This is a genomic window from Mariniphaga anaerophila (genome assembly GCF_900129025.1).
GTDB classification, from domain to species: Bacteria; Bacteroidota; Bacteroidia; order Bacteroidales; family Prolixibacteraceae; genus Mariniphaga; species Mariniphaga anaerophila.
The window spans coordinates 717,423-726,006 of the sequence record NZ_FQUM01000002.1 but is presented as its reverse complement, the minus strand read 5'-3'; the positions used below and the strand labels follow the sequence as shown (position 1 = coordinate 726,006).

General features: G+C 39.8%; 6 protein-coding genes. 2 read left to right on the top strand and 4 right to left on the bottom strand.

The features are described from left to right. The 4 genes from BUB08_RS20230 to cas9 all read right to left on the bottom strand — a co-directional run. The coding region (locus BUB08_RS20230; RefSeq protein ID WP_394332730.1) for a hypothetical protein at window positions 1-215 on the bottom strand (215 nt) is incomplete at its 3' end. A gap of 561 nt (window positions 216-776) precedes the next feature. Further along, window positions 777-1,433 carry a PQLLE family protein gene (locus BUB08_RS06060; protein ID WP_072999809.1) on the bottom strand — a complete coding sequence of 219 codons (657 nt, stop codon included), beginning with the start codon at window positions 1,431-1,433 and terminating at the stop codon, window positions 777-779. A 172-nt stretch (window positions 1,434-1,605) separates the two neighbouring features. Beyond that, window positions 1,606-1,836 carry a hypothetical protein gene (locus tag BUB08_RS06055; protein ID WP_072999807.1) on the bottom strand — a complete coding sequence of 77 codons (231 nt, stop codon included), beginning with the start codon at window positions 1,834-1,836 and terminating at the stop codon, window positions 1,606-1,608. 73 nt (window positions 1,837-1,909) lie between these two features. Beyond that, window positions 1,910-5,941, bottom strand: coding sequence for a type II CRISPR RNA-guided endonuclease Cas9 (gene cas9 / locus BUB08_RS06050; RefSeq protein ID WP_072999805.1), 4,032 nt, complete (start codon window positions 5,939-5,941; stop codon window positions 1,910-1,912). A 433-nt stretch (window positions 5,942-6,374) separates the two neighbouring features. On the opposite strand from cas9, the gene BUB08_RS06045 reads away from it, so the two are divergent. Then, on the top strand, window positions 6,375-7,949 hold the full coding sequence (locus BUB08_RS06045) for a peptide chain release factor 3 (protein WP_072999803.1): 1,575 nt from the start codon (window positions 6,375-6,377) through the stop codon (window positions 7,947-7,949). A 27-nt stretch (window positions 7,950-7,976) separates the two neighbouring features. Continuing rightward, the gene (locus tag BUB08_RS06040; protein ID WP_245820173.1) at window positions 7,977-8,564 is read left to right on the top strand and encodes a DUF2179 domain-containing protein; all 588 of its coding nucleotides are present in this window, start codon (window positions 7,977-7,979) and stop codon (window positions 8,562-8,564) included. Window positions 8,565-8,584: the final 20 nt, after the last annotated feature.

The window sequence follows — 8,584 nt, the reverse complement described above, 5'->3', positions numbered from 1 at the left end:
AAAGGAATTTCCTCCTCCTTTCTTATTCTTACCAAGAAATGAAAATGATTTCTCATCAAAACCCACGCAAATGTATCGGCCACTGGCGAAACATACTTATCGTACAAGTGAAGAAAATACTCGTAATTCTCATTTTCCCGGAATAGGTTACAACCATTGATTCCGCAGTTATAGATATGATAAAACTGTCCGTATTCGAGTGATACTGGTCCCATTTATTTGCATTTAAAAACGTTCGATGTTTTCGGAAACGCTTTCGGGTCTGTTAGACACCGAAAGGTTTGTTGGTGACCGCGAAGTGTCTTTCCGACCTTCGGAGTCTGAGTTCCCATGAAAGATATTTCCTCCTCCTTTCTTATTCTTACCAAGAAATGAAAATGATTTCTCATCAAAACCCACGCAAATGTATCGGCCACTGGCGAAACATACTTATCGTACAAGTGAAGAAAATACTCGTAATTCTCATTTTCCCGGAATAGGTTACAACCATTGATTCCGCAGTTATAGATATGATAAAACTGTCCGTATTCGAGTGATACTGGTCCCATTTATTTGCATTTAAAAACGTTCGAGATTTTCGGAAACGCTTTCGGGTATATAAGACACCGAAAGGTTTGCCGCTGCCCCCGAAGTGTCTTTCCGACCTTCGGGAGTCTAAAAAGCATCTTTTTTTATCCTGCAAAGCACCTAAAAAGTTGTTACTAACTCCGTAGTACTTTTTAAACTAAACCTTCAAGGTCTTAAAAACCTTGAAGATTTAAATCCTTATAAACAGGCTATGCTTTTACCACAATACCCAGTTTTTCGAGCAACTGGGGTTTGTCGGCCAGAGCAATGCGTGCGATTACTTCATAGTCGTTAATCCAGTCCACCAGTTCTTCCAGCTTCATGTCGCGTTCGAGCGTGGCATTCTGGGCATCGCCCATCTCCTTTTTAATGGCTTCAGAAGCTGTGGCAACCTCTTCAATGGCCGTTACCTGTGCGCTGAACTTCTCTTCCGGCTGTCCGTATGCTGCCATTGCTGCCTTCCACTCGTCGTTGGCCAAAACAGCACGATAAAACCCCAGCGTTTGTTTCAGCCAGCCGCTAAGGGTGCGGGCACGTCGCCCGTCAAGGTCGAGGGTAGTTATTGCTTTTACATCATTTTTTAAAGCTACCCTGGCAATCCGCAACATATCCATATAGGTTTGGTTTGCCGTTTTGCGTACAGCCTCATAGCCCGACTGGGCCTCATCAACTTCGCCGTATTCCTTTTTCTGTGTTTCCACAAGAGTGACAGTTTCCTCGAGCAATGCGGCTCCTTCGTTCAACTTTGCTTCAGGATATCCCATGGGCGACACGGCATCGAGTATTTTCCGGTCGCTGAGGCTGTTGTTAATTCTCAATCCTGAAGCATACAAAATTTCTTCAATCGACATTTTTGAGGCATTCATAAAAATAAATTTTAAGTTTTTGAAAAATTAATGAAAATATCCTGCACTGACGGCAGTATAAGTGCGAACATGAAAGACACTCAAAATACCGGGGATAATCCGGAATTTTTTGGGATGTGTCCGTTGTTCAGGGTCATTAACCAACCTGTGGTTAAACTATTCGGTATTATTTTTATGCAGATCCATAGCGGATTACTCCGTACCGTTGCGGAATGCCTCTGTACAGGGTACAGTGCCATTTCGCAACAGAATTTTGCATTCCGCAGCCGTACAGCAGCGTTTCGCTGTGGTACGGAGCCACTATGCTACGGTACAGCGGCTTTCTGCAACGGGAAACGGCATTTCGCTCCCGTACATTGGCTTTTCGCAGGCGTACCCGGCATGTTGTGATGGTTTTTAACATGTTGTCTCGTTTTATTGGTGGTTATCAACTCCCCTCTCCCAAAGGTTAGAAGCTTCGAAAAAGGGGAATGAATTTAGTTTATTCGCTTGATGTTTCCAAGTGGGTCAATTTTAAAATCGACACCTTCTACTAATGCGTTAAATTGGTTATGATTCATTTTCCTCTGCGCTTTATATGATTCATTTTTTTCAAATTTTCCATCTGATGTTTTTAAATCAGAAGCTGATGATGCTTCTTTATGATGGCGCATTACAATCGTACCAAAAAAGTATTTTCCTTGAATTATTTGCTGAGATAACCCTACAATCTTATACAGTCTCTTATTAATTTCAGCCACAGTCAAATCCCAAACTTCTTCCGGTGAGTTTTCCCAAAGAACAACCATTGTCCCTATTTTTAATACGGCTTTAAAAGATAACTCTGCCTTCCCTTGAACTATCTTGTCGGGAACAAGATTGTGTATTTGATTAAGGTTTTGTGCTTTTAAGTCTTTTTGAACAGAAAATTTAAAAAACTCACCAGCCTGCATATTATTCAACAATTGAAAATCTCTTTTAATTTTTCCTTTTGCATCTTTACCCTCATAAATAGCCATGGCATAATTACTGTCGTTTGCCACATGAAAAAATTCTTTGTGCGATTTTAGCTTTTTTTTCGACTTATCGCGCTGTTCTTTTATATGCAACGGATTTGTTACTGAAGTTTGATAAATTCTTACCTTCTTTATTGGAATAGGAGCGCCATTTTTATTTGGTAACGTATACAATTCTGATATCTGGCTATTCAGCCTTTCTATTTCAGTGCAAATGCTATTCTCCTCTTCTTCCTCAGCCTTTTCCAGCTTCTTTTTTTGAACCTCTATTTCTTTTTTCAGCTTTTTTTCTTCTAACCGGGCATGTTGAATTATTTCTCTTACTCGTTCGTCAACAACATTTTTAATACTGCTGTCTTCTAGACTATCAAGTGACTTTCGAACAACATACTTTATTACTTTTTCCGATTCCCCTTTCTTATTAATTACTGCTTTTTCAATTGCGCCATAAAACGTTTGCTGATGCAAACTTCCTCTTACTGTATCTCCGTTTTGATAAATAGGATTGCCATTTTTATCTTTTTTAATCCGCCCTCTATCCCGAAGTTTCTTCCTGGTTTGTTTTGGCAGCACATCCGGAGTATAATGAGAAATAAGAACTTCATCCTCTATAGCCTTTACATCTTCAGCAAAAGTTTTCCAAGGCTTCTTAACTCGCGGTAATTGTTCCACTCCTTTTATTTTCAAATCTTCAAAGTCATGATAAAATTTTGCCAGATTATCATAGTTTTCTTTCGTAATACATGCAATGGTAATAGCATCTATACAATGATGGATGTGGTTTACCCGTGCTTTCTTTTCATATTCGTCCTGCAAACCCCATAGCTTCCTGAAATCGGCGACTGTGCTCCCTTTCACAGTATATACTTTATCGAACAAGGTATTGAGATACAACCGGGAATATTTTGTAATGATACCGGTATCAACCAGCTGGCTATTTTTAAAACCTTCCGGCACATCCTCCATGGTAAACCTTTCGTATTTATTTTTCCAGTATCCAAAATCAAGCTTCAATTTATGTCTTTTTTGAATTGCCCTGTCTTTCGACTCTTTATCGATGGCAACTCTTGCCTGTCGAACCGAAGCTGCAATTTGTTTATCCAACTCTTCATATTTCTCTTTCCAGCACTCTATCCTGGCAAGTATTTCTAGATGATTAGATAGCTCATAAGGTATTTTATTCTTTTTAACAGACCGGTTAAAAGTGTTCTCACAAAGTGTTTTATTTACCTGCGAGTTATCGAAAGAAATACTACGCGGAATGGTGTGCTCAATGTCAAAAGAAGGATTAGCTCCTAAAAATTCAGACAAGGCTATCTCTTTTCCGGTATAAATACATTTGTGGTTTTGTTCCTCCCAAAGCTGATATTTCAAGATATCGGTTTCCGAAGGCTCTGCATCCGAAGATAAATGTTCCTTTATTTTCAGGGCGTACTCTTTGCGAAGGTTTTCCCGGTCTCTTTGCCAGCTTTGCCATGCTTTTCGTTCGTTGGAATTCATCAGCCCCCGAGCCATTTCAATATGAATATGGGTTCCCGAATCAATAACATCGGTTTTTATTAGTTCGTTAATGACTTTTCTCAATTGGTGGAGCGCACGCATTGCCATCGGGTTACGAATGGAAGAAACCATTGGGCTGCCTAAGTATAGTTTGCCATCGTCCTTCCTTACAGGCGGTTTATATACTTCGATGGCAGAGGGATGGTAAATTTTAGCCAGCGATTTTGGCTCAACATCAAAATTATCGGAAATAAATGCTTTTACTTTATCATCAATACGATGCACAGGAACGAATTCGCCCCTTCCACTATTTTTTTGCATCTGCTTTTTCAACAGTTCAAAAGCGCTGATTTCAACCCTGTTTTTCTTTTCTTCCGAAAAAGCATTATAGGTCTTCTCGCCAAAATGAGCTTTTATTTTTCTCAACAAATCTTTTTTGAAAATTTCTGAAGCAGCTTCACTCCATACTGCTTCATCTGTATGATTTATTTTAATTATCCCGTTAACAATTTCGCAAATCTGTTTTTCTTCTTTCTGATTAGCTATTATGTTTGCTATTTCTGTTCTTATAATATTCCTGTTTTCTTCTATTTCCCATATCTCTTTGGGGATAGCATCTTCCATATTTGCCAGAAAAACGGCGTGGGAATAAATCAGTCCTTCTTTCAAGAAAGGGACAATCTTTTTTATCGCTTTCAGGCTTAACGAAGCATATTCTTTTCTCAATCGAATTTTCAAAAAATCCTTGACTTGATCTTCCGTTAATTGCAAGCGTTTTTCAGCAAATTCTTTCAATTTATCTTCCGAATCATAAGAAAAAAGCACATGCCATATATCGTCTATATCAATTACTGATTTCTTTCCGTCTTTTTCTCTTATATATGGTATATTAAATGCCATAATATCTTCACCAAACAAATCTTTTAACCGGGTAGAAACCGGGCATCCGCTTACAATTGTCTTCATGCTGTAATTAAACAACCAGTCTTCCGGATACTTGTCTCTTCTTTTATAAAATTTATACTGATGTTTTGGCGCCAATTGCTTTGCCAAATCTTCGAAATCGAAATAATCTTTGCTCTTTCTGAAGAACTGAGGCATTATTTTCTTTTTTTCTTCTTCTGTCAAAAAACGAAGGTGTTCATCCGTTGGAGTCTTTATCTTCATGTTATTAACAAAGCACAACATTCTGTATTCTTCAAATTCAGGGCGAGAAACAGAACAACGCGGTTTGTTCGGCTCAAAGACACATTTACCAACCAGACCTTTTTGCGATTTTAAAGGCCGCTGGTAAAAAATGGCTTTTCTGGCTTTAGCTGTAAATTCACTATCCAGTTTCTGAAACTCACAAATCCGTTTAAACTCATCCAGGTAATGTTCTTCCCTGTGTGTATATGTATTTCTTATTTTTTCTCTTTTCCTGTATTTTTCATAAAAATATTGCCCAAGCGTTTTATCCCCCTTCAAACTATTAATCTCCGAAATTGATTTTTTTACAGCACCATCACTTTCCTTCGTTCCCTCCAAACGGTTACTTAAAAAACCACGACGTTGTGCAATATGATAAAATGCACGTCCGATTTTAAATCGGTCTTCTTCCTTCTCTAAATCAAACTTTTGCTCCACTGCCAAAGCCCGGTAATGATATGGATTTTTTGAGCTTGCCTCGTCAGTTGACTGCCAGTTTAGAAAAGCTTGGTTTCTAGGATAAACTTTTTTATAACGCCAGTTCAAAAGTTCTTCATTTGTAAGCGTTGGACAATACCCGTATGCCGATAATACTTTTAAAAGCTCTATTTTTCGAAGTTTACGGCGATACTTCAATCTTCGAGCGCTGCGAAAACCGGTTCTTTCAGCTGCTTTCGATCCCTCAATTCCTTTTTCAATTTTTACGCCTTCCTGAAAAATACGAACGCCTTTATCTGTTAATTGAAATTCACAATCGCGTTCTTTCTCCACAACAGCCCATCCGATGCTGTTTGTTCCGAGGTCGAGTCCTAAAATTTTTGCCATAATAAATTGGTTTCAACGGGTTAATCCTCGTTCAATGTTTGTACAAAATAATCGATTGTAAAAATTATGTATTGTAGCCGGAGCCTTAACTTTTTCAGCCATGTTGACGGGGATTTAGATTCCGATTCGTTTTATGTTGTTAAATATATAAATATTAATCAGAATATACCTACCTTAGCCCAATAGAAAGACAGACCATCTGTTCAATAACATTGAAATCAATTTTGCATCTTATCACAATAAGGCTATATGCCGAAGGAAAAAAATTCCTGTACTCCTGCTTCGGTGGGAGTTTTTTATTTGGCTAACCTGAAGCCTCTATTTGTTATTTTTTCACCAATTGAGCGGCAATATTTCTGAAACTTTTGATGTTAAACACTGATCTCTAAACTTCTTTTTTAATTTTGCAGCCGCAAAAACAAAACGATAAAGAATGGCATTTCAGGATGAGATAAACCGCCGGCGGACATTTGGAATTGTAAGCCACCCCGATGCAGGAAAAACCACATTAACAGAAAAACTGCTTCTGTTTGGCGGTGCCATTCATATTGCAGGGGCAGTAAAAAGCAACAAAATTAAAAAAGGAGCCACTTCCGACTTTATGGAAATCGAGCGCCAGCGCGGTATTTCGGTAGCCACATCAGTTATGGGGTTCGAATATAACGGGTACAAAGTAAATATTTTGGATACACCCGGGCACCAGGATTTCCAGGAAGACACGTTTCGTACGCTCACGGCTGTTGACAGTGTTATTATTGTTATTGATGCTGCAAAGGGAGTAGAGCCGCAAACTGAAAAGCTGATGAATGTTTGCCGGATGCGTAAAACGCCGGTTATTGTTTTCATTAACAAAATGGACCGTCCGGCTCAGGACTCGTTTACCCTGCTCGACGAAATAGAAGAACAACTAAAAATTAATGTGAGGCCGTTAAGCTGGCCAATAAATAACGGCCCCGATTTTAAAGGTGTTTACAGCATTTACGACCGCAGCTTAAAACTGTTCGATCCCAGCATTCAGGCCATTGAACAGGGAATTGACTTTGAAGATATTTCGAATCCGGAACTGGAAGATCACATTGGCGACGATGCCGAAACACTGCGCGAAGAACTGGAACTGGTAGAAGGCGTTTACCCTGAGTTTGACCGGGCGAACTACCTCGAAGGAAACCTGGCTCCTGTATTTTTTGGAAGTGCATTGTACAATTTCGGAGTGCAGGAACTGCTACACGCTTTTCTGGAAATTGCCCCGAAGCCACAACCTGCAACTGCTGAAGAGCGGGTGGTGAAACCCGAAGAGTCTGGCTTTTCAGGATTTGTGTTTAAAATACACGCGAATATCGACCCCAACCACCGGAGCAGAATTGCATTTATAAAAATCTGCTCGGGAACATTTGTCCGTAATAATGTTTACAAACACATGCGGCTGGGAAAAAATGTAAGAATCTCGAGCCCCACGGCATTTATGGCCGAACAAAAAGAAATAATCGAAAAGGCTTATCCGGGCGACATCATTGGCGTGCCCGACAATGGCAGTTTTATTATTGGCGACACCATTACCGAAGGAGAAGAGATCCATTACAAAGGGCTTCCGAGTTTTTCTCCGGAGTTGTTCCGCTACATTGAAAATGCAGACCCGATGAAGTCGAAACAGCTTCATAAAGGAGTCGATCACCTCACAGACGAAGGCGTAGCTCAGTTGTTTACCAGCCAGTTTAACGGCCGTAAAATTATTGGGACCGTTGGGCAGCTTCAGTTCGAAGTTATTCAGTTCAGACTGGAACATGAATACGGTGCAAAATGCCGGTTTGAACCGCTGCAAATACACAAAGCCTGCTGGATTGAATCAGATAACAACCAGGCTCTTACGGAATTTAAAAAAAGAAAACATCAAAAGATGGCTAAAGACAAGCTGGGGCGCGACGTGTTTCTGGCCGACTCCCAGTTTATTTTGCAAATGGCACAAGACGAATTCAAAGACATTCGTTTTCATTTTACTTCGGAATTTTAATGTACTTTTACTGGAAATTTTGAAAAGATGATGCTTGCAGCTGATTTTGCTAATACTGCATTTTTCACCTATTTTCTGCTTCCATTCCTGATATTTCTCTCCAGGATAATGGACGTAACCATAGGCACCATACGTATTGTCATGGTTTCGAAAGGGCAAAAATACCTGGCTCCACTGCTTGGTTTTTTTGAAATTTTAATTTGGTTAATAGCCATCTCCCGTATTTTTGAGAACCTCGACAACTGGGTGTGCTACTTTGCCTATGCAGCAGGATTTGCAACCGGAAACCTAATAGGCCTGTTGCTGGAAGAACGCCTGGCCATGGGAATTGTTAAAATCCAGATTATTACCCGAAACAGTGCTACAGAGCTAATAGCCAACCTAAAAGATGCGGGGTACGGAATTACCTACCACGAAGCCAAAGGCAGCACCGAAAATGTAAGCATCATATACAGTATTATTAAAAGAAATGAAATTCAGAAAGTAGAAGACCTGGTTAAAACAACCAATCCGAAAGCTTTCTATTCCATTGAAGATGTGAAATCGGTTAGTCACGGGGTTTTCCATGTAAAAACGGTAAGCCGCAAATGGCGCCGCTGGCGAAAAGGAAAGTAAAGGGGAGCAAAATTCTCCTG